The organism is Nitrosospira sp. NpAV, assembly GCF_000832065.1.
Taxonomy (GTDB): Bacteria; Pseudomonadota; Gammaproteobacteria; order Burkholderiales; family Nitrosomonadaceae; genus Nitrosospira.
The window spans coordinates 300,423-321,978 of the sequence record NZ_JXQM01000001.1 but is presented as its reverse complement, the minus strand read 5'-3'; the positions used below and the strand labels follow the sequence as shown (position 1 = coordinate 321,978).

At 56.7% G+C, this 21,556-nt stretch carries 10 protein-coding genes; 2 read left to right on the top strand and 8 right to left on the bottom strand.

Annotated elements, in window-relative coordinates; translation table 11 throughout:
- Positions 1 to 5: 5 nt before the first annotated feature.
- The 8 genes from SQ11_RS01335 to SQ11_RS16275 all read right to left on the bottom strand — a co-directional run bounded on the left by SQ11_RS01335 (position 6) and on the right by SQ11_RS16275 (position 18,700).
- Positions 6 to 704: a TonB C-terminal domain-containing protein gene (locus tag SQ11_RS01335; protein WP_084226675.1), complete on the bottom strand. Its 699-nt coding sequence runs from the start codon at positions 702 to 704 to the stop codon at positions 6 to 8.
- Entirely contained in the window at positions 704 to 1,108 is a 405-nt protein-coding gene (locus tag SQ11_RS01330; protein WP_040851261.1) for a biopolymer transporter ExbD, read from the bottom strand. Before SQ11_RS01330 ends, SQ11_RS01335 begins: the two co-directional genes overlap by 1 nt.
- 104 nt (positions 1,109 to 1,212) lie before the next feature.
- A complete protein-coding gene (locus tag SQ11_RS01325) occupies positions 1,213 to 1,623 on the bottom strand; it encodes a biopolymer transporter ExbD (RefSeq protein ID WP_041512306.1) in 411 nt (136 codons plus the stop codon).
- Between the two features lie 13 nt (positions 1,624 to 1,636).
- The gene (locus SQ11_RS01320; protein WP_041512305.1) at positions 1,637 to 3,316 is read right to left on the bottom strand and encodes a DUF2341 domain-containing protein; all 1,680 of its coding nucleotides are present in this window, start codon (positions 3,314 to 3,316) and stop codon (positions 1,637 to 1,639) included.
- Positions 3,317 to 3,358: 42 nt separating this feature from the next.
- Complete coding sequence (locus tag SQ11_RS01315; protein ID WP_052493915.1) at positions 3,359 to 5,005, bottom strand: ShlB/FhaC/HecB family hemolysin secretion/activation protein; 1,647 nt, start codon at positions 5,003 to 5,005, stop codon at positions 3,359 to 3,361.
- A gap of 726 nt (positions 5,006 to 5,731) precedes the next feature.
- Entirely contained in the window at positions 5,732 to 16,129 is a 10,398-nt protein-coding gene (locus tag SQ11_RS01305; protein WP_041512303.1) for a filamentous haemagglutinin family protein, read from the bottom strand.
- 246 nt (positions 16,130 to 16,375) lie between these two features.
- Entirely contained in the window at positions 16,376 to 17,707 is a 1,332-nt protein-coding gene (locus tag SQ11_RS01300) for a substrate-binding domain-containing protein (protein WP_041512302.1), read from the bottom strand.
- Between the two features lie 186 nt (positions 17,708 to 17,893).
- Positions 17,894 to 18,700: an FxDxF family PEP-CTERM protein gene (locus SQ11_RS16275; RefSeq protein ID WP_052493914.1), complete on the bottom strand. Its 807-nt coding sequence runs from the start codon at positions 18,698 to 18,700 to the stop codon at positions 17,894 to 17,896.
- Between the two features lie 541 nt (positions 18,701 to 19,241).
- Between SQ11_RS16275 and ttcA the strand changes: the two genes are divergently transcribed.
- A complete protein-coding gene (gene ttcA / locus SQ11_RS01290) occupies positions 19,242 to 20,147 on the top strand; it encodes a tRNA 2-thiocytidine(32) synthetase TtcA (RefSeq protein ID WP_041512301.1) in 906 nt (301 codons plus the stop codon).
- Positions 20,148 to 20,178: 31 nt separating this feature from the next.
- On the top strand, positions 20,179 to 21,543 hold the full coding sequence (locus SQ11_RS01285) for a DegQ family serine endoprotease (RefSeq protein ID WP_041512488.1): 1,365 nt from the start codon (positions 20,179 to 20,181) through the stop codon (positions 21,541 to 21,543).
- The last annotated feature ends 13 nt before the right edge of the window (positions 21,544 to 21,556 follow it).

Sequence of the window (21,556 nt, the reverse complement as noted above, 5' to 3'; positions counted from 1 at the left end):
ATCCATCAGCCCGCCGATCGGGAGGTGATTCTCAATTTCACGGGTTGTGGCATGCTCTCCGGAGGCGGCTCCGACAGCGATGCGATATTATTCAGCGCTGCCTTGATCAACCCGTCTATCTGCGTGTTTCCACTGCTTCCTTCCAATTCGAAGCGCTCGATCTTTCCATTCCCGGTAATCCAGACCTTGACTACAAGCCGATAATCCCCCTTGGCGAGATCCTTGTCTTTGGCCAGGGCGCTTTCGATCCGATCTTTGAGCAGCCCGGTAAACCAGGCAAACCGGTCTTTACCGCCGATCGTGGTGCCCCCCTGGTATTCGTTGGTGACCGTACCCGCCTGAAACGGACTTGGACCATCGCCTGCCGCGCCTTCCATCTTTAGAGATTCAGCCGGCGGTTGGGGTGCTTCCTGTGGCTTGGGTTGTTCCACCTTCATTTCCTTTGGTTGCTCCTTGGGCGGTTCTTTCGGCGGCGGCGGAGGGGGCGGAGGTGGCGTGTCAGGCAGGATCTTTATGGTGGTCGGTGTTTTCTTGGGACTGGTATTTCCCATCATCAGATTCTTCAAAACCAGACCGATACCTGCCAGAGCCAGTAACAATCCCAATCCGAGCGCAATGTGTTGCAGCCGGAACCTGCCGCCCGCTGTTCTTTTCGTCGTCCTTTTCGCTGTGGGCATCGATGTGCCTTGAAGCAAGCTGTCCATCAGCTTCCTATTTTCGCCGTCACCAAACCGACATTCTCAATTTCCAGGCGTGTCACCAGATCCACGACGGCAATCACTCCCGCGTAGGGCGCTTTGGCATCGCCCTTGATCATCACGGCAAACTTGGGGTCGCGCGCTTTGGTTGCACTGAGATGGGTTTCGAGTTCGGCGAGGCTCACTCCCACGCCGTTCATCAGCATGCCGCCGCTTTCCTGTATCTGCACGATCTTCACCTCGTGCTGCTCCGTGCTAGGCTTGCTGGAGGGCTTCGGCAGATTCATGGTGAGCCCCTGCACGCCCGCAGTTGTCATGAGAATGAAGATGACCAGCAACACATATGCCAAATCCAGCATGGGCGTGATGTTGATGGTGTCGTAGGGTTGCGATTCGTTCTGTATCTGCATAATCCTGAATCCGGTAGCTGACCGCTTCTTTAATAGAGCAGCGTTATGATTAAAAAATATTTCCTAATATTTGACTTCACCCCGTCCAACTACCGGATTCAGGATTATTCAGCGCTCTTCTTGGTGACCAGGCCAATCTCCGTAATGCCCAGCTTCTTGCAGATCTCCAGCACTCCGGAAATCTTGTCGTAGTGCGCCGCCGCATCGCCCTTGAGTACCACCGGCAGAGAAGGGTTGTTACCTTTGAATTCACTCAGGCGCTGTTCCAGCATCACCATATCCACAGGGTACGCATCCAGATAAACCGCTCCATCCAGCGTAACGGTGATTGCGCGAGTCTGCGGTTGAGCCAAGCTTGCGGTGTTACGCGTGTGCGGCAGTTCAACCTTGACTCCCTGCACTGAGGCCGTGGTCATAATGATGAATATCACCAGCAGCACATAGGCGAGATCCAGCATTGGCGTGATGTTGATCTCGTCGTAAGGCTGGTTGTCTTCCTTGACATCCCCTGACATGGCTCAATCCCTCTCAGCGTCCATACAACTCGGCGACCCGTGTCACGAATTCATCCACGAAAATCTGCATATCGGTAGTGATGTTTTTGATGCGGCTGGCCAGGTAGTTGTAGCCAAACAGTGCGGGGATCGCCACGGCCAATCCGGCGACGGTGGCTAGCAGGGCCGCGGCGATACCGGGAGCAATGGCGTTGACATTCACGTCGCCCGCCGCAGCGATCGCGGCAAAGGTAATCATCACGCCGACCACCGTACCCAGCAGGCCTAGGAATGGCCCGCCAGAAATGGCAATGGTGAGCAGCACCATGTTGGCGTTCAGTTTCTTGTTCTCGCGGATGAGATTGGCATCGATCGAGGCCTTGATGGCGTCAATCGATGCGCCCGTCAGCGCAAGCTCGTTGCCATTGGTGTAGCGTTTGCGGATTTCCTTCAATCCTGCCCCATAAAGATGGAACAGGGTGGAATCGGGGTAGCTTTCGTCTCTGTCGAGTGCCAGCAGGTCGTTGCTGCCAGCATTGCCGAAGCGTTCCAGAAACAGACGGTTGCCGCGGTCCGTGCGAGCAATCAGCTTGCCTTTCACAACCATCACGGCCAGGCTGATCGCGAACATGACGGCGAGAATAATGATCACCACCCATGCATCCACGGTGAGGTTCTGGAAGAGAATGCCGAAGTAAGAGACGCTTTCCTCTTCTTCCTCGCCGTCAGTGGAAGGCTTGCCTATTTTCAGCAGTTGGCTGTCCATTCCCTGACCTGCCGCCGCCAGTTTGATCCAGTCCTCGCTCCGCGCCATATTGGCGATTTGCACTTCATCCAGTTCGCCGGTATAGCCTGCGCCGATCTCCACGTTGCCTTGCGCATCGGGCAGCGCCAGATCGCCCGTGCCCACCGGTATGCCATTCACATATAGCGTGGCCTTGCCTGCGGCTGCCGTGACTGCCACATGCTGCCATGCGGCGGCCTTGATTTCCCCGCCAGAAATGGCACTCGCGCCGGACGCCAGTACCAGCTTCTGGCCATCGATCTTGATGGAAAGCGATTCCTGACGGTACAGCATGGCCTGCTGAGGCAGCGCACCCGGCTTGATCCAGACCGAGTACGAAAAATTATCTCCCGCACTCAGCTTGAGCGCGGCCGCTGGCCCGATGCGCAGCGGCTGGCCGTTAAATACGGCCGCCGCGCCGAGCAGGGCAGCTTTTTGCACGGTTATTTCACCCGTTGCCGCCCATCCATTCGCAGAGTCATCCTGCAACAGCGATTTTTCACTGAAATGGAAGACAGCCGCGGTCCCGGAGTCCCAACTACTCCTATTGTCAGCGGTACTGGCAGCCGCGCCGTTACCATAGTAAAGCCAGAAATGCGCCGATTTGTCCGCCGGATTAATCTGGGGAAGCAGTACCCAGATCACCGCCAATTCGTTGATGGAATCGAATTTCTCGATATGAAACTTGAGTTCGGTTTTGTCATCCGCCGAGATAAATCGTAGGTCGGCTCCATCCGCGTCCGCATCCAGAAAATTAAAGTTGCCCGAATGCAGACGTACCGCCACCGGCACTTGATCCACTGTCCCCACGCCCTGTGGGTTCAACGTGATTTTTGCTCTGGCGGTCCATGCCTCATCCCAGTAAGCTCCGGCAACCTGGGAAAATGAGATGAGATGCAAAGTCAGCAATAAAAAAAATACTTTATTCATCAGGCTATCTATCCTCGATAATTCAAGCTTTACCGGCATGCGCTACATTTCGAGCAGTAACTTGAAATGCATACGCATGTCGCCGGTTTGTATGTTGGTGGTGCTATTCCGGAAATTTCGTAGAGGCCAGGCAAAGTCAAGCGCGCCGCTAAAACCACTCAGGCCTCTCAGACTCCTCAAGCTCTCGGGTGACTTGATCCTCATGCCTATCCCCGTGCTCAGGATGCTGTATGACAAGTCGGTGTTCAGGCGCTGGTAGTTGTTGGTATACGCGCCGTCGACGAATACAAGCAGCCGCCAGTCGATCAGATCCCCCGGCAGACGGGGTGTTTGCAATCCCACCGAGCCTTGAAAGCCGTTGTCGCCCAGCAGCTGGGATTCCGGATAGCCGCGCACAGTCTCGACTCCTCCAGCGCTAAACTGCTCATTATTGACGAGCGGTTGATTGGCAATCTGTGCGGACACTCTTCCCGACAGGAGAAAATCCCGCGGTAAGGTTTGCTGACGTTGGAGATCGGATCGAAGATAGATGAAATCGGCTTGCGCGCCATGTCGTTTGCATTCGAATTGATCTTCAAAAAATCCTGGCAGGCACTCTATCTTGCGTTCACTCAAGGGACGCGCGGAGAAGTGCACACCCAATCCAAGCTGGGTGGTGCCGCTGGCATCCTGCTGGGTGCCGCTGTATTGAAGGCTGATGGGGAAATAACGTATCGGCGTTACGAGCCTGTTCGTCCCCAGCTGCACCGCCTGATCGAAGTTTTTATAGTCGAAGCCAAGTGCCAGGCTGTGATAATAGTTATCCAAACCGGTTAACGGCAGAACGAGCCGGGTGCCGATAATATCGCCCTTGCCGATCACGTTTGTGTTACCCAGTACCGCGACATTGCTATCCGCATGGACGCCATAAACGGCGAGCATGATGCCGCTGTTTCCCAAACCCATCAGGTAGGTTCCCGAAAAGACCTGAACCTGGTCAAGATTCTCGGGCGAAGTCTGGTATTGCATACTCAGGCTGTGCCGCCGCTGCCAGAGATTGTCATAGCGGAGGGTGCCAATCAGCCGTAATCGGCTGGTATTGGGGCTAAAGCGATCATTCAGCTCCACGCTCGCGTAAAGTGGCGATCGATCCTTGACATTCAGATCTACGTCCACGGTACCCGGTGTTACACCCGCGCGCAGTACCGGGGACACGCGCAGGCCTGCGGAGCGATTCAGCAAGGCCATTTCCTTCTGAACCACTGGAAAATTGGGAACGCTTCCTTCGGCCAGGGAAGGCACCGCTTCACGAATACGGCCCAGCGAGTAGTAACGCGAGTCTTTGATACGTAAGCGCCCCACCTTTCCTTCGGTGACGCTTAATCGAACGACACCATCCTTGACATCCTGCTCGGGAATATCCACAAAAACCGTGACGAAACCACTCTCCTTGTATTTCTGCTCCAATGCCTTGCGCGCGGCTTCCAGATCGTCAATCGTTTTGTGTTCTCCCATAAAAGGATAGATGATCCTTTCCACGACCATCTGGGGTAATACGGTGTTTCCTTCAATCTGAATATCGAGAATATCGAAAAGTAATTTCTTCTCGGCTTCCGCAATCTCGGTGTTTGCTTCGCGGGCAGGCTGAGGCGTTTCCGCTGATACGGAAACGCTTGGCCAGAACCCGAATTCGGCGATTAGTGCGAACAAGCAAAATATCCTGAAATTATGAAACACTCGGTGACCCAGTATTGTTTGCTGCCTCATCAAAACAGTAACGGACTGACGTGTAGACGCGCATGCTTCATGCTTTATGCATATAATCATGAATTGCGCGAGCATTACGCTCGAATCTCGAGCCAGAGCACCGTCCCTTCTTGCAAACCTCATTCGATTGTTGAATACGCTGTTAAAAAGAAGCGATCAAATCGTTCACATTCTCACCTGCTTCGCATATATCGCCATGGGCCGATAGTTCGTGGAGATACGAGAAAAACTCATTCTGCATGAGCATTCGTTAAATCAACCAAAAGTCATATCATGCGGATATTCGTTCATTAAGCATTCAGACGGGATAGAAATATACGATTGAAGCGGATTTAAATGAACCTATAAAAAATGGTTACCATATGAGTTTTTATGCTAAGGGAATCCATGCGTTCTTCGCCAAAGGAGGCCAAAACCTTTTGGGTGAGTTCCGCTAACAAATGCAGGATGATGGGAATGAGCGACGTGTGCCGAGCCGGATTCCGGGAGGTGGATGGGAATGATCGGGTGGCGGCGGCTACCCGCGAGAGATCAGGGTGGAGTTCAATTATATGAATATCATATAGCCGGCATCCGGGGAGACCGTATGCCATGCAAATGAATCCTGGACTATCTGCCTGCCGAACTTAAGGAGGAATATGAATTCTAGGTGTGGCGTCGACTACGGAATTATTCACCCAGGCCCAGCACTTCGACGCGAATAAATGAAGGCAGGAGCTGACGTGTGTTCGAGAAACCGGAATTATTGTTGCTTGCCGCACCACGTCCGAATTCATCGACGGTTCTTGTGACTGACGCGCCAACACTGGATCCGGCAGCCGCAGCGCCGGCCAGCGCGCCGCTATCCGAAACAGGGGTCCCCGTTGCCACGCCGCCAACGCGAATATTGTCCGCACCCACTACCTGCACCGCGGCAACATTCAGGTTACCGGCTACACGGATGCCCGCATCACCCGCATCGACGATACCCCTGGGGGCCAGCAGATCGACGGAACCAACGGTGGTCGTGGTGCCTGTCAGCAACTGACCGATACCGCTGCCAGAAACCGCGCCGCTGGGATTGACAAATATGTTGCCATTGGCATCCGTTTGTATCACCGGCGGCGGTGCTGCGGAAGCAGTTTTTGCACCCCTGCCGGCATCGATATTTCCGTCGGAAGACCACAACAGGATATCTCCACCTTGCAGGGTAAGGATACGTGAACGATTGACGGTGAAATGTTGCTTCGCAAAAGCGCGGATAGCCCCCTCGCCAAACGCCATGATGCCGAGATTGGCCGCCGCCGGAATATTGGGTCTGACAGACTCGTCGATTTTCAGCGCGGCCAGTTCAGCCGGGGGATTGGTCAGCCCCACCACTACCGAGCCGCCGGGCGCCAGCAGCGAGATATCGCCGCCCTGCTCGGTTTTGATCTGGCTGAAAAAGAGATTGATATCGCCGGCATAATCGACTGCCGGGAACAAGGTCTGGATGGCGTCGTAGCCGCGGTCATAAGTGGCGCCGCTGAGATTATGCTCCAGGCCGGTGATCCTCAATTCGCTGTATAGAACCTGAGAGACGAAAGGCAGCTTCTGTTGATCGGGCAGGGCGCGGAATGCTGCGAGCGCTTGCGTATCCGTCAGGTCGCCCTGGCTGGCAAGTTGCCTCATATAGGCGGTCAGCGCCGCCGAGTGCGTGCCTGACCGTTCGGCACCTGCTACCAGATACCGGTCTATGAAGGAGGTGTAGTTGGGGGTACGCAGCCCCCCGGTCGCTTCGCTACCCAGGCCCGCTGCTGCAACGATGCTGGCGCCCCCCGCTGGCAGGCGCGCGTCATCGGTGCTGCCGCGGGTGGTTACCCCCGCGCTGTTACCCAAGTCGAGGTTGCGGCCTGCCAGTATCTCCAGCAAACCCGGCCCTCCCACGCGGATACGGTCATAATTGCCAAGCAGCTTATTGCTGTTCGGATCCTGTCTGATATCGAAAATAATATCGCGTCCGGCTTGAAGCAGCGTTAAATCGTCCACATTTAAATTTTTGCTGTCCAGATTGAGATTACTGATATCTTTGCCGGCAATGAATTGCGCTTGCTTGGGCAGGATGATCAGTTGGCTGTCACCTAAAATACTACCCGTCTCGGCAATAACACGGACTGGCTGCGTATTATTTCTATACAAGGGAAGGATGGGCAAAGCAGCAGTATCCAAATGAATGTCTGCACTTAAACCCGGGATTGTGGAAGTGCCGACGGCATTCAAAAATGGAGCCGGCCTGAGCGGGTTGGCAACGCGACCGGGATCGGCTTCGTATATGCGTGTCATGCCACCAAAGGTGATGTTGCCATTGGCCAGCAGATTCAAACCACCACTGGGAGAAGGAAATAGGCGGGTCTCATTGACCTGCATATTGCCCGACAACGCTACGGCCTCAAGACCTGCAGGATAGACCTGCAAGTTTGGGTTTTTGAAGCCCGCCTTGGTTAACCCATTAGCGGGCAAGCTGTCCAGGATCGCGCCAACGTTGTTATTGAGCGTCAGATTGCCCGCAACACTGGCAAGCTCAAGCTTGCTTGTCGCGGAGTAGGTATAGAAAAACGTGGGCGTATTATTTAGATTGTTTCCGAGAGTATTAGCGCGAGCAGCAGGCAATGTCGTAGCGTTCAACACCCCTTCCAGTATGGCATCCTTGCGCACCCGAACATCGATTTTGCCGTCGCCCATCACCAGCAGCGTATAAACAGGGGAGGTATCAGAGGAAGATCCGTCAGCGGTATCCTGTACGGCACGTGCGGAGCCAAGGGATCCGCCGGCGCTGATCAGTGCATGGCCGCGATCAACCTGAAACATGCCGCTGTTGACATTCCCGCCGGCCAGCAGCGTCAGGTCGCCGCCGCCCTGTATCACCAGGTCGGCGGGATCAGGGACGGAACCGGCCGCGCCTGCGAGCCGCCCGTTGGTTGGAATCACGGCGGAGAGGTTATTGATATTGTTGCCGGCTTTTACCGCGATATCGCCGCCACCCAGTGCACCGACCCCTTGTTGGAAGCTGGCAAAATTGACCCACCAGGTCGTGTTCTGGTTTGCGGCTATGGTACCATCGGTGTTGACTTTGCCGCGGCGCCACAGCCAGTCGGCGACCAGTTGCTTGCTGGGCGCGCTGGTTATGTCCTGTCCCGCCTGGAGACTGATATCCCCGCCACCCACGGTGTAGTTTGCGCCCAGCGATACATTCAGGCGATTGACAGGCGCCTTGAACAGATCCGGATCGATTGCTATGCCCGCTGTTCCGGCCGTATAGATCACCGAAGCGGAAGCATTGGGTTGGGTAAAGCTGTCCGTGGCTTGGTCGTAGCCAATCCGTATATCACCCGCGGCTGCGACATCGATATCACCGGTGCCGGTGCGTATCAGCTTGCCGGGTGCAAGAATGAAATGGCCATCCGGCATGGCGGTAACACTCAATGAGTCCGCGCCGGATAAGTCTGCGCCCCCAACCAGCCGGTAGGACCACGAGGGGCCTATCCCCAATGCGGCGCCCGGCGCAGCCGTGGCAAAGCCATCGCTGATGCTGCCTTTGACGATGAGATCGCCCCCTGCGCGCAGGGTAAGCACGCCCGGTTCGTCTCCGGAACGGCTGGCTGAATAGAGATTCCAGTCGCTGTCGACCGTCAGGTTGCCGGAGGATAGAACTTCCACTCCGGGCCGGATGTGGAAGGCGCTGTCGCCGCCTCTGCCCAATGTAGTCAGGATCGTATTCTTGTGAGCCATGAAGCTCGCAATATCGGCATCGATCTGGTCGAAGCCCAGCGTGGCGCCGTTCGTGCCGCTCGCGGTCAACGTATCCACGTTACGGTAAACTTGGACTGCTTCCAGCACTGTGGTGGAAGTGCCCTGGATAGCCGAATTCAGGCCGCTCACTGCCACGCCATCGCCTGCGCCGCCGCCGGTACGCGGTGCGCGCAGCAGCACTTCGCCGCCCACACCCCCTGTCCCGGCACCGACATCGATCTGGCTGTCGGTTTGAAGGTCGAGCGAGCCCGCTGCCGTGCCCAGCACGACTTTTCCGCCTCGCTCACCGGTTGCCGTGGCATCGGCGCGCAAGGTCGCACTCTGGGTCAGCGTCACGTCGTTGTTTGCATGAAGCTCGATCCGCCCACCGGTGGCGCCGCCGGCGTCGATGGTGCCCGCTACGGTAATGGCACCCTGATCGGCGCTGAGCTTGTACTGGTGGGCATGAAGGGTATCGGAGGCCGTTATCAGAACGTTGCCGGTGCGAATACGGGCGTCGACCGATTGGGTAAAGCCGCCGGCGGCCAGCGACCGGTTCAATGCGGAGTAGTTGCCCAGGCCCAAATTTTTGACGTCGAGCTCGAACGCACCCTGGCGCTTACCGGCAGCAGTGGTGCCGGCCCGCAGGTCGCCTTCTAGAAACAGGGAGCCGAGCTCCGCCTTGATGGATAAAGTCCCGGCATCGCTGCCATTGCCACCCACGCTGCCGTCGGCCGCATCTGTCGCGCCAGCGAGATCAACCACGGCGGCGGATAGCGTCCCGGCCGCTGCTTTGATATCGACGTTACCGTGGGCGGACTGGAGGCTCACTTTGCCTGCGGGGGCATAAGCGCTTATTCCCCCCAGCTTCTTGTCGACGCCTGAAGCGTCGATACGCGAGCCCGCCTGCAAGATAACGTTATCCTCGGATTGAGCGCCGGTGGCTTGCAGCGTCAGTTCCCCGGCACGTACCGAGATCAAGCCGCCCTGGCTGATTTGCGTGCCGCTGATTGCAAGTTTTCCGCCTATGCCGGCTTCCGCCAGTGCACCGGCACCCAGCCCTACTGGATCGATATTTACCTTTCCGTCCGCGTTGGTGATACTTTGGTCCGCGCCGGTCGACGTGCCCAGCCTCGCAGATTGCAATTGCAGATCGCCCGCATTCGCCAGATCGAGCTTGCCATCACCGGCTGCTGCAATATCCTTCCGCGCCTGGAGATGTACGGAGGAGAAGCCATCGATGTGTTTTTCGCCTTCACCAATGAACAGACGGCCGGAGTTGGGCGCATCACTATTGAGCGCAAGAACGGTCAGGCTGCCTGTGCCGTCGCCCGCGCACGCCGTGGCACAAGCCGCCTGATTGAGGTTGGTCAGATTGATGGAAGCCGCCTGCAATAATTTGTTACCGGCGCCATGACCCACCAGCCCCCAGCCATCGAGATGAAGACTGTCGAGACGCGGCTTGCCATTCACATCGATATTTCCCAGGACCAGGGAGCCATGCAAATCAATGGTGCTGTAGCTGCGCACGGTCAATTCAGTGAGTTCGCTAAGGCTAGCCAGCAGTGAGGAGGTGAGGTTGAGACCAGTCACCGGCGTACCGGCGGGCGCATCGCCCATACTAACCCTGCTCGACGAGAGCGAGATGGCGTGGGCGTCGATGCGGGCGGAAGGCGCAATCCGGCTATCCGCCGCGGCATCCAGGATAACGCTGCCGGTACTCGCGATTCTTGCCTGATCCTCCATGATCAAAGTGCCCAGCAAGTTTGTTGAGGGATCTGCGATCGCACGGTTGAAGTTGGGCTGAGGCGCCTCCGCGACGCGGAGCAGGGCACCATCTCCGTTCACCTGTAGCGCGCTGGCGCTGTTATCCAGTGCTCCCTGGCTGCGAATGGAGCTGCCGGACCTTGCGACGACTTGCTGCTTTGCCGCCAGAATGATTTCCGGCGCAAGCAGGGTAGCCGCTGCGCTATTTCGCAGTTCGACCCGCTCGGCGCCCACTGTGAGCTGATCGCCTGAAGAAGAGGCTGTGCGTCTCCCGCCTATGAGCAGACTCTGGGCGCCCAGGCTGTTGAGTCCCGAAGTCTTCAACTGCAACGTGCCGTCGTCCGGACCCAGACTATCGACCAGACTGATGGAGGGGGCTTCCACCGATACTTCGCCACCCCGGCCATCGCGCACAATGGCGTTACCCTTTGCATCCTTGCCAACGACGAAGGTGGCCGCGTTGAAACCGATGGCGCCATTCAGTAATAGTGCATCGGTGGCCGCAAGCTGGAGCTGTCCGGCGTCTGCAGCGATTTTCGGAATGGCCGTTCCGCCGGAAACCGCCGTTTCAGAGAAAAACTGGTTCGAGAAACTGTCATTATATTGCGATTGAGTTCGTACCACGTTGCCGGGCGTGACGTGAAACAGGGAGGTGCGGCTGTCGGCAATATCCGTGCCCGCAACAGCGGTGCGCCCGGCCACGATGCTGGAACTATCTATCTGTGCGAATACGGTGCCCAGGGGAAGATCCTGATACCCGAGCGCGGCGGTAAGCGCAGGGAGCGGCATATCCCGTATCCCCTTGGCGGCGGAAATCGCGTACGCGCCCGGCAGCAGGGCGTAGCGGGCCGGAAGCAGCACATAATAGCCTGCTGCCAGGCCGGGCACGCCGCTCAGATAGACCGTGTCACCGACGTTCACCCCGGAGCCGATCTGATACTGATGGTCGAGCGGGGCAAATACCGATGGTGATTTGGTTGAACTGAAGGCGGGGAGAATGGCCGCGGTATAACGGCCATCCAGCACGTCCTGCGAACCGCCCGGTCCCGCCACGAATTCGTACGCATACAGGTCACCACCGCCGGAAAGATCAGCCCTTGCGCCACTTGCGATTGTCACGGCGGGCGCATTCAAGGATATTTGCTTCGCTAACGGTGATGAAATGAGGTTCGATGTGGCCGGATCGACCTGGTACACCCAGGATTTTCCATTCTGCACGCTGCCGAAAGGGATTAGCTTGCCATCGCCGGAGACCGAGGTGACGCTGCCGTCCTGCAGCGTGACGCCGCCGGTTGCATTGAAAGCGATCTGCCCCAGCGGTGCGCGCACTACCCCGGCCTGGTTGATGGTGGTGGCGTTGACCGTAAGCTTGCCGCCCGCTGACAGTGGCGTGTCTGCCAGGCTGCCACCGTTGGATAAGAAGGTTACCGCACCGGGCGCATAAGCGCCCTCCGGATTGAGGGTGAAGTCCGCGCGGGTTACGGGGTAAAGCTGAGCCGCCTGAAACATCAGGTCACCGGCGGTTTTGAGCGAACCTGTAAAATTGGTGGTTGCATCGGTCACACTGTAGGAAAACCGGATATCACCATTGCTGTGATAGCGTGCGGTGGAAAATCCGTCGAGTATGCTTTTGCCGCGGATATCCACCAGTTTGGCGCTGACCGTCAGGGTCGCATTGCCGATTGCCGGGTCGCGCACCGGCAATGTATCTGCCGCTCCAGGCTGGTTTTTACCATTGACATTTCCCAATGCCACATATGCCGCGTGCAGATTGGCGGATGCGCCCGGGTTACCCCTCAGCACAGGCGCATCCAGCACCAGGCCGCGCCTCGCACCGAGATCCACACTGCCATCCACTGCGATCACATCCGTGCTTCTAAGTTCGATCTGATCGAAGCCGCCGGCCTGGAGTTGCTGTGCACTGATCCGGGCGGTCCCATTGGCTGGGGAGGCCGGCAGGCTTGCGGCCGAATCCGAGGTAAGGGTCAGGATCCGGTCTTGCGTCGGATAAATTCCCGCCCCCCCGCCAAGCGATACATTCGGATTGACGGTTCGGTCATACGAATCCAGTCCGATGGACAATCTGCCTGCGGCAGCGCCCGGGACAGATGCTGCTCTACCAAGCAAACCACCGTTGATGGCTATGCCCTCTCGTGCCTGCAGGCTGATTTCGCCTCCCGTCCCGGCAATGGCGATGGTTTGCACGCCCGTGGTGGTGAACTGATCTATCTCGCCCCTGGCTCCGGAAACATCGATCAATGATCCGGACTCCAGAATCAGATCGCCTTTATTCGCGCTCAACACCACGCTGCCTGCATCCAGCATCCTGCCCTTGCGCAGGCCGTCCGCGCTATCCCTGCGGATCTGTGCCACGCTGCTTGCCTGCAATCTTGCGCTACTGCCTATCCGTAGATGCTGATTGCTTACGAAGCCTTCCGTATTGTCGTCATCGCTGCCGATAATCAGCCCACGTGCGACACTCAGGTCGATATGGCCCGCCGGCGCATCGATGGTGCCGAGAACCTGCAGGTTCTCGCGTGCGGAGAGCGATACCGACGCACCCGGGTCGGTGATAATGTAGGCTCCCGCCCCCATGGTCAGGTTGCCCAGTCCCAGTCGGCTCAGGGCGCTGGTCGATGCCAATGTCAGGCTTACCGGGCTGCGGAACAACTCGTCCAGCATACCAATGCGGCTGAAAGCTGAAATATCGGTTCCGGTGGGCCTGATCAGGTAGCTTGCGTCCGGTATCCAGTTCTGCATTTGCGGGCGGATCTGCGTGCCGGCTACAATCTCCAGGTGGTTGACTCCAGTCAGGCTGTACGACGCAAAGCCGCCTTGGCGGAAGGCGGCCGGATCGACCCAGTATTCCCCGCTATTGCCTGAAGGCGCTCCGCCTATCCTGACCGTGAGGGCAGTGACGGCGAGCGTGTCGCCATCGAACAATCCATAGCCCAGCAGTCTTCCCCGCATTTCAACCGTGCCCAGCATATTGCCGGCATTATCAACGCTTGTCGAATTCAACTGGATGCTTCCGCCCTTTCCTGCAGTCAGCTTGTTATTGCTATCCACCCATCCGCCGCCGGACACATCGATCTGGCTGTCGGCGCCGACCACTACATTCTTAAGGGCGGTCAAAGCCACCTTTCCGCCGTCGAGCAAGAGGGGCGCATTATCGGCGGTGGCATAGATAAGCGGAGAATTGTTGATCCAACCGCCGCGCACATCGATTTGCGTGCCGGCTGCGAGTTGAATGCTGCCTTCCCGGCTTTTCAGACTGACTTCGCCTGAAAGGATATTGATGTTGCCGGCTACATTAATGTCCGAGGTTGCCAGCGCAGAAAAGGCTCCGCCGGGCGAAAGCCGCAAATCCGTGGCAGCAGGGAGTGTGATCGTGTCGTTGCTGAACAAATGCAGGCTGGAGAAACCGCCCTGTTTTATCAAATCAGCCGATAGCTGCAGACTTTGCCGGGATTCCGGTGGCGCCGGGGTACCGGAATCGAATCCCTGCGGCAGGCCGGGAGCCGACTGGCTTAGTACAATGTTCCTGGCGCGGAAATCCGGGGTTTCCCCTCCGTTTACTTCCTGGCTGGCTTCGCCAATCACCAGCGTGCCACCCTTGGGCAGGTCGGCCTCCATTCGCTGCAACAGGCCTGGGGTTGCATGCGCCCGCAACGCTCCTTGCAGCGCCGCCCAGGGCGTGCTTACGGAGATCGTCCCCGCAGATTGTCCTTCCGCATATCCCTGCAATACCGGGCGGGGCGTCGCCACGATCGTGGTGGTGCCCCACTTGCCCGACGTGAGGGTATATCCGTCGGCAAAGCCGATGTAGTTGATGTCGAGGGGCGCGTCGGCGATATTGTAGATCCTCCCATCGCTACCCAGCAGGGTCGTGGTGCGATCAAGTCCCTGTTGATACTGGATGGTTCCGCCGGAGATATCGAGGATGGAGCCGCTTCTGGTGATCACGTCACCGCCCGAATCCAGCGAGATACTGCCGGCCTGCGTCAGTTTCTCGGAAATCCCGCGCCCCAGATTATTACGGAACGGAGTGATATCCGCCAGCGGGGTGCCTTTGCGCAGATCGACCGTGACCGTTTTGCCTTTCAGGAAGCCGTTGCGTTGCAAAGGGGCATCCTGCAACTCGTTCGAGCGCAACTCCACTTGAACCAGATTGCGTTCGGCGGAGAGCTGCACGCCTTGCAATCCGGAAGCATCAATGCGGCTGGCCGTGTCGAGGTAGATGCGGCTGCCGTCGGGCTCGATGGGCACCGGCTTGGCGTTATTGCGATCGCGTACTCGGTCGTAAGGATTATCTGCCGCCAATGCGCTTATATTGCCACCCGGCGCGATAATGGAGGCGTTCCCCTGCAAGGCTATCTTTTTGCCGACTAATGACACTGCTGAGGATAGGAAAACCTGAGTATCGTTGACGGTTTTTGTGTCAGTGGCATCGGCGATGATCTCGGTGACGCTGCCATGGGACAAGGTTAAAGTGCCACCCTGATTGGGCAATAGTTTGTTGCTGCCATTTTCCGCGACATTGACAAATCCGGCGGAAAGACTGTTATCTAGAGGATTTCGCCGCGAAACGTCTCCGGCGGACAGTTGGATGGACCCATTGGCATTCACTGAAGTCGTCGCGGTCAGGCGGCCGGATTGATTTACCAGCAGCCCCGCCAAGGTGATGTTGCCGCGTTCCGCCGTAATTGTTCCCTGGTTGCTGGCGGTTGAATGGGTGAGCCCGCCCGCATCTACCTCGATGAGCAGCCCACGCAGCGCCGGGTCGCTGCTGGCGGCCAGATAGACGGTTTTTCCAGCGCCTAATATGGCCTGCCCGTCCGGCGTCGTGATCTTTCCCTGATTGGTGACCGTGGGTGCCAGCAGCATGATGCGCCCGCCGTTGGCGGTAGCAAGAACGGCGCCCGGCTTGATTTCGACATTGCCGGTGAAACCGGTTCCGCTTTCAAATACCGCCGGGAATGTATTATCTATTACACCTGTGTTGCCCGTGAGCAATCCTCCAAGATAAGTTGCATCCTTGATATTGAGGGTTGACGCGACCAAACCGCCGACATCGACCTGCGCCCCGTCGGCAAAGAGAACGCCGTTCTGGTTGATCAGGTAAACCTGACCATTTGCTCTTAGTTGTCCGGCAATCGTACTTACATCTGGCCCCCACACGCGGTTAAGGGTAGACGCGGTGACGCCGGGCTGGTCAAAAACCACCGCCTTGCCGGCGCCAATATTAAAATCCTTCCAGTTGAGAATGGCCTGTTCGCTTAACTGGTGCACTGTCATGGTGTTGCCATTGATATCGGGCATGCCGCCATGCCCTATCTGCCCGTGGCCCACGAAAGGCAGATCACCGCCTGCGCCGCATGCACCACCCGCGCAGGGCGTCGGCAATGAAGCCGGATCGATGGCGTAAGCCACGTTCGACCATGCCTGCATCACCGCGCTGGCTGCCCACAGCAATCTGAAGCTGTTATTCAATCCCTGGCGCAAGCGCTTGGGACGGCAACGTTTGGCTGAATTATGTACCGATGGTTTCACGCTATGAAAGCCTTAATCTTTATTAGGATTCCAGTGCTGGACTATCACAAATAAAATAAAAAATTTCTCCAAAAGATCCTTCCTAAACCTGTTGCTCGTCAGGCAGGTGAATGTATTCGGCAGGAATCATCTACCTGATCAAAAACTAATGAGTCCCCACAGGATGTGGGGACTCAAACCAAGACCCCACAGGACGCAGGGCTCCAACCAGAACCCCGCAGGACACGGAGCCCGGTGGCGACCTCCTTACTCCACCAGTTGCAGTGGAGCAGTCGAGTTGCCGAAGCGGGTGCCTTTGGCGCGGAAGGCATCCAGTGCGGCATTCCCCGTTTCAGGGAACGTGATGGGATCAAGGATCGTGCCGGGAACGGTGGTGATCACGGTCGGATCCAGCGCCTTGTTGATGAAGGCGGTGATTACGCTGCCCCAGGGAGTGCCATTTTGGTGATAACGCTGACCATTCACCGCGTTCTTGCGCGTATTGACGGAAGCCTGGTAGAAGTAGTCGTACCGCCCGCTGATTGCCTGTGCCTTGTTGAAGGTGGTGGTGCCAACGCTTGCGCCATCAATGCTGGTGAATTGCCAATTACTGGCTCCGGTCGGAATATTTTCCAGGCCGAGGATGCCGATTGCGCGTTTGCCCTTGGCGAATACGCCGTCCAGAACGCTGGGTACGTTGCCCGCGCTGGGTTCGGTGCGCACGGTGTATTCGTTATAATTCACCGGATCGCCCAAGTCGCCCGACAGGTTGATGGGATCGACTGTTCCTCCAAATGCAAGGCCGCCGGGGTTATTCAGGAAATACTGGTTGGCGGCGGCTTTGGCACCGGAACCGAAGTTCCGGTCGATCACCACCACGGGACCCGCTGGCAGGTTCCCGGTATCCGCCGCATTCCTCAACTGGCTCCAATCCTGGATACCGCCCGAGAGAATAGCGGCGATTTCGGCCTTGCTGAAACCATTCGGGCGCTGCGCCGCCAGATTGTTGGTGACGGCAATGCCGTTTACCACGGCATAAAGCGGCTGGGACGTAACATGGCTCAATTCAGCTGCAGTCACCGGTGCGACACCCGAAGGCAGGTTCAATCCGGTGAAAAGCGCCAGCTCTTCGTTCGCCAGACCGATATCCGGCGCCTTGGGATCCGTCAGGCCGGTATTGGTAATCCGGTAGGAAGGATTGCCGCCCGCGCTGATAAGCGTGGCGTTGCCGATAACCCGGAAGTAAGGCAGGGTCTGGCCGCGAACCAGCGGGCCGATACCATTGGCAAACACGCCTCCCAGCGAGCGGTAGACGATCAGTACGTTCGAACCGGCCGGGAGGGAACCCGCGGCGGCGGCAAGCTTGCCGTATACTGCGCGGAACGACCTGCCCTTGGAGTTGTCCGCCTGATCAGTGTAGTAGTCTATGGTGCCCGGAGTGAACAACGACTTGGCGATGGTTTCAAACACATTGTTTTGTTCCGCGCCGCCGCCTGTGTAGAGAATTAGATCCGGCGTGACGGTGGGCCCCACCGCATATGCCTGACCGGCAAAAGCCAGTGCGAGCGAAGAAGCAAAAAGCTTCAGTTTCTGTTTCATTTCCAGTATCCTTTTAAAATAAGTTAATGCCGAATATTTTGTGGGTATTCAGGCAAAAAGCCGCTCCCAGCCCGGCAAAAGTGTGCCGGAGCTTTGTACAAAAAACCGGGAGTGAGTTTTTAAATACAGCAGCCCATCGGACTCGAAGAATTGAAGAGGCAGTGTTTCTTTAAGTCCGACAGGCCGCTACGATAGAGCGTTGGAACGGCGTCGGGCGACAGTGCCGACTAGAGCCAGACCGGCCAGAAGCATCGCCCAGGTTTCAGCTTCCGGGACTGGAGAAACGGTAAGTTCCCCGGCGCTGCTCAGTGTCACCGTACCCAGCAACGCTGCATTCACGATAGCGGTATTGGAGGTGCCGTTTTTTGTGATTTCATAAAAACTCAGGGTCTGTCCTAATCCCGCAGTCGTATCGAATGTAGCCTTGGTATTCCAATTGGGACCATGCGCAATCTCATAGGATGCATAGTCGGCGGAGCCGTCTTTCAGATGCAGGTAAGTATCTCCCCCCACAAACCCGGGAGCGTCTATGGCGCCTTGGCCTCCGTTCGCGCCTATCGCGCTTGCGGCGGTTATATACGAATTTACATTGCCAACCCAGGAATTCAGTTGGGCATTGCGCGTGCCGTTGGGAACGCCGTCAGCGGGTCCCGTCGTCAGGAAGCTGATGGGATCCCCGTCTATCGAACCGGAATTGGTATCCGCCGCTATCAGATTCCATTTGATATCCGCCACATGGGATGCGCCCACAACGGAGAGAAAGTTGTTCCAATTTGCGTCGGCGGCCAGGTTGTGAGAGATTCCCGCGAAGGATGAATTGATATCATCCTTGCGCAAACCGGTATCCCATGCAAAGGTATAGCCGCTCACGGATTCGTACGCATTGAACAATACCGAGCTATTCCCCGTTGTACCCGTATATGCGGCAAAAGCGGAACCTGAAGTGGCTAGCGCCACCACGGCCGCGAGATATTTGATCTTGTTGGATTTCATTAAAACACTCCTTGATTTTCAATTGACGAAGTAACCGAACTGCACTCGCATCCTAGGGGGAAATTTTTATAAATGAAAACAACATATTCGCATGAGGAAATGAGTTGATTTCATAACCTGAATATTTATTGGCGAAACGATTCGCATAATTCCTGTTCAGAGGATAAACACGAATAAAGAAATCCACAAAGAACAAAAAAATGTAACGTATCGACTTTTAGTCATGTCGTCGCCAGCACAGATATTTCACCGGCTCGAAAGTGATCATAAGCGGCATGAATAATGGCGTTTGATGAATAGCGCTGAACCCGGTTTGTACACCAGCCTTCGCGGGTGCCGGCGGGCTTTTGCGCCCTGCTCCGCGTCAATAGGCTCTGCTAACGGCTTGGCGCAGGATGAGCAAACAAACTGTTGCTATCCCGGGGATTTTCCTTAAAATCTAGCGGCGGGTGGGTTCAGAAAGTAGCGTGCCACTGGCTGTCCGGGCCTTACGGCATCTACTCTGTTCGGCAAATCACTGTTTTTAGAGCAATGGAAAAAAATGGAAATTGTGTCCAGAAAAGAACAACATAATATTAATAAGCTGCATAAGCGGCTGAGGCGCCTTGTCGGCGCGGCCATCGCCGATTTCAATATGATCGAGGCGGGAGACCGGGTGATGGTGTGCCTTTCGGGTGGCAAGGACAGCTACGCATTGCTCGATATCCTGCGCAGCTTACAAGCCCATGCGCCGTTGCCATTCGAATTGATTGCGGTGAATCTGGACCAGAAGCAGCCCGGTTTCCCCGAGCATGTATTGCCGGGATACCTTACCAGCATTGATATGCCTTTCCGGATCGTCGAACAGGATACCTATAGCGTGGTGAAACGTGTCATTGCCGAGGGTAAAACAACTTGCAGTCTGTGCTCGCGTTTGCGTCGGGGGGTGTTGTACCGCGTCGCCGGCGAACTGGGTGCGACGAAAATCGCACTGGGGCATCATCGCGACGATATTCTGGAGACCCTGTTTCTCAATCTCTTTTACGGTGGCAAGTTGAAGACCATGCCGCCGAAGCTGGTGAGTGACGATGGGCGGCATATCGTGATTCGTCCGCTCGCCTACTGCAAGGAGAAAGACCTGGAAGCCTACGCCGAGGTTGCGGATTTCCCGATCATTCCTTGTAATCTGTGCGGTTCTCAAAAAAATCTTCAGCGGCAGGCGGTGAAAGAAATGATGCAACAATGGGATAAGAAATTTCCTGGCAGGCTGGAGACGATGTTTACAGCGTTACAGAACGTGCAGCCTTCGCATCTGGCCGATCCGGCGCTCTATGACTTTCGCGGACTCAAAACGGGAAACGAACCTCTCGCCGATGGCGATAAGGCGTTCGACCCGGAAACATTCGAGCCAACGGTGGCAGAAATCCTGAGTTTGAATAAAGACCGAGGTTCCAACACTTCAACTTGACTGACCGAAATCTCCCGGCATATCGATGAAAATGTCGTTCAGATCTGTTTTCTTTCCAACGGTTTTCCTTGCCCTCCTAACGATGGCGTCGCCTGCCTGCCCGGCCCTGCCGTTCGACAACAAGAGCGGCATTCCTTCGCTCGCTCCACTGCTTCAGGACGTGACTCCGGCGGTGGTCAACATATCGGTCCAGACCCGTTCCGCCATTGAAGACAATCCATTGTTCCGCGATCCGTTTTTTCGCCGTTTTTTTGAACTTCCCGATCAGGCGGCCCGTCCTGAACGCAGCGCCGGATCGGGGGTGATCGTGGATGCGGCCAAAGGGTATGTCATTACCAATTTTCATGTGGTCAAGGACGCTCAGCACGTTCTTGTCACGCTCAAGGACAGGCGACAGTTTCAGGCGAAGCTGGTGGGAACGGATCCCGGCACCGATATTGCCTTACTTAAAATTGAAGCAAAGAATTTGCGGGCTTTGAGCCTCGGTGATTCCGATTTGCTTAATGTAGGGGATTTTGTAGTTGCTATCGGCAATCCGTTCGGTCTGGGGCAGACCGTCACCTCCGGCATCGTCAGCGCATTGGGCAGAAGCGGGCTTGATATCGAAGGGTACGAAGATTTTATACAAACCGATGCATCCATCAATCCGGGTAACTCCGGCGGTGCATTGGTAAATCTCAAAGGAGAGTTGATTGGTATCAACACCGCCATTATCGGCCCCTCCGGCGCCAATGTCGGCATCGGTTTCGCGGTGCCAAGCGCGATGGTCAAATCGGTGCTGGATCAGATCGTACGCTTTGGTGAAGTGCGCCGCGGCCGGCTGGGCGCGAACGGCGAAGATATCACCTACGATCTTGCATCATCTCTGGGATTGGCATCCACCGAAGGCGCCATCATCAGCTCGATTGACTCCGGCTCGCCTGCGGAAAAGGGAGGATTGAGGCCGCGTGACGTTGTAACGGCGATCAACGGGCGCGCGGTGCGCAATGCCATCGATTTGCGCAACAAAGTAGGAATGATGCCGATTGGAGAAACCGTAGACCTCAAGTTGATAAGAGATGGCAAGCCTCTGACCGCAAAGGTAAAGATCGCCAAGCCACTCGATGTTCCCGGTACCGAGGCGGAAACCGTGCCTCAGCTCGCAGGCGCAACGGTGGCGAATCTCAAGGGAGGGGCGTCACCTCGCGGGAAAATGGAAGGCGTGCTGGTGACCAAAGTGGACGCAAACAGTCCCGCATGGCTGCATGGGTTAAGGCCCGGCGACATCATCGTCGGCGTGAATCGCAGGAAAGTACGCTCGGTACAGGAATTTCTTGCGACTCTGCAGGCGAGCGAAGATGTCCTCGTTCTCAACCTGCTGCGAGGCGATTTCAGATTAACTATCGTAATTCGCTAAAGGCGGAACTGTT

Excerpts from the sequence above, each read along its gene's own strand:
- SQ11_RS01335 (WP_084226675.1), bottom strand. The coding sequence starts at position 704 with ATGGACAGCTTGCTTCAAGGCACATCGATGCCCACAGCGAAAAGGACG.
- SQ11_RS01330 (WP_040851261.1), bottom strand. The coding sequence starts at position 1,108 with ATGCAGATACAGAACGAATCGCAACCCTACGACACCATCAACATCACG.
- SQ11_RS01325 (WP_041512306.1), bottom strand. The coding sequence starts at position 1,623 with ATGTCAGGGGATGTCAAGGAAGACAACCAGCCTTACGACGAGATCAAC.
- SQ11_RS01320 (WP_041512305.1), bottom strand. The coding sequence starts at position 3,316 with ATGAATAAAGTATTTTTTTTATTGCTGACTTTGCATCTCATCTCATTT.
- SQ11_RS01300 (WP_041512302.1), bottom strand. The coding sequence starts at position 17,707 with ATGAAACAGAAACTGAAGCTTTTTGCTTCTTCGCTCGCACTGGCTTTT.
- SQ11_RS16275 (WP_052493914.1), bottom strand. The coding sequence starts at position 18,700 with ATGAAATCCAACAAGATCAAATATCTCGCGGCCGTGGTGGCGCTAGCC.
- ttcA (WP_041512301.1), top strand. The coding sequence starts at position 19,242 with ATGGAAATTGTGTCCAGAAAAGAACAACATAATATTAATAAGCTGCAT.
- SQ11_RS01285 (WP_041512488.1), top strand. The coding sequence starts at position 20,179 with ATGTCGTTCAGATCTGTTTTCTTTCCAACGGTTTTCCTTGCCCTCCTA.